Origin of the sequence: Arthrobacter sp. 2YAF22_2 (assembly GCF_052114645.1) — a bacterium.
Taxonomy (GTDB): Bacteria; Actinomycetota; Actinomycetes; order Actinomycetales; family Micrococcaceae; genus Arthrobacter.
Map to the genome: position 1 here is coordinate 1 of NZ_JBFRFD010000771.1, position 1,104 is coordinate 1,104.

2 protein-coding genes are annotated in these 1,104 nt (G+C 65.1%); both read left to right on the forward strand.

All coding sequences use genetic code 11. The features are described from left to right. The first annotated feature begins 210 nt into the window (after nucleotides 1-210). The gene (locus AB4Y86_RS19425; RefSeq protein ID WP_441403749.1) at nucleotides 211-639 is read left to right on the forward strand and encodes a hypothetical protein; all 429 of its coding nucleotides are present in this window, start codon (nucleotides 211-213) and stop codon (nucleotides 637-639) included. A gap of 78 nt (nucleotides 640-717) precedes the next feature. Then, nucleotides 718-1,068: a DUF3846 domain-containing protein gene (locus AB4Y86_RS19430; protein ID WP_441403750.1), complete on the forward strand. Its 351-nt coding sequence runs from the start codon at nucleotides 718-720 to the stop codon at nucleotides 1,066-1,068. Nucleotides 1,069-1,104 lie beyond the last annotated feature (36 nt).

A 1,104-nucleotide genomic window follows, 5' to 3' on the forward strand; every position in this document is an offset into this window, starting at 1 on the left:
CTGMGGGGCAGGAAATGTCCCTCCGGCGCTCCTGCGTCGCTGAATTCCTCCAGGAATTTCCTGCCCCTTGCCTGCGGTAGACAGGCCTCCGTCGGCCGCCGAGCAAGCGAGCTTGCCAGCAACAAAAAAACAACGGGGGAGCAGGGGAGCTGGCCGGTCACCTAAGCCGCCCCACCCACCCCAACTTCTCGGACAAGAAGGAGCAACACCATGAACGCAATCGCAACCAAGACGGTGACCACGAAGGACACCGGAGAAACCATCGACGGCGTGACCGTGCTGGGGGATTACCACATGAACGGAGGCTACGACTGGATGGAACTCATCGAAGTCGAAGGCTGGGCCGTCATCCCCAGCTGGGGCTGCGACGGCTGGGACCTGGGCCAGTGGCCCTACGTCATGGTCGCGGCCACGCGGACCGCTGACAGCATCGGCAACCTCTTCGGAGTCGCCACGTACTGCGAGGGAGACGTCAGTTGCACCTTCTACCGGACCAAGGCCCGGCAGTGGGACGCGATCACCGAACAGGCGTTCTTCCACTGGAAGAACGGCCAAGCCCACGGCCCCGACGACCTCCCGGAAGCCGCCGCGGAACTGCCCTCCCGCTACCGGATGCCCTACACGGTCAACGCCGCCTAACCAGAGTCACAGCCGGTGCCCCGCCGACCACGGCGGGGCACCGCACCCCACCCGAACCACCTGAAAGGACCACACCTGATGAACACCTGCACCGCCCTGATCATCCCCGCCGACCTGAACTCCCCGGCCCGGGTCGAAACCATCGACGCATCCCTTGAGAACCTGCAAACCCTCGTGGCCGGAAACATCGAAGCCGTGAGCGGGCATGACTGGCACTTCTACCTCAACGAGGAAGGCAAAATCCTGAACCTCGCCCCCAACCGCCGCGCCGCCCAGCTGGTCCTTGAAGAAACCGGCGTCCTGACCGATGTCTACTGCGGGAACGTCGTGTTCCTGGGCGAGACGGACGACGGCGGCGAGGCCGACGTACCCGGGGAGCTGATCGACCTGGCACAGCAGCTGTTCGGACTGCACCAACCGGGGAGCTGACCCCCAAGCGGTGACCGGCCCTTCACGGCCGGTCAC

Excerpts from the sequence above, each read along its gene's own strand:
- AB4Y86_RS19425 (WP_441403749.1), top strand. The coding sequence starts at position 211 with ATGAACGCAATCGCAACCAAGACGGTGACCACGAAGGACACCGGAGAA.
- AB4Y86_RS19430 (WP_441403750.1), top strand. The coding sequence starts at position 718 with ATGAACACCTGCACCGCCCTGATCATCCCCGCCGACCTGAACTCCCCG.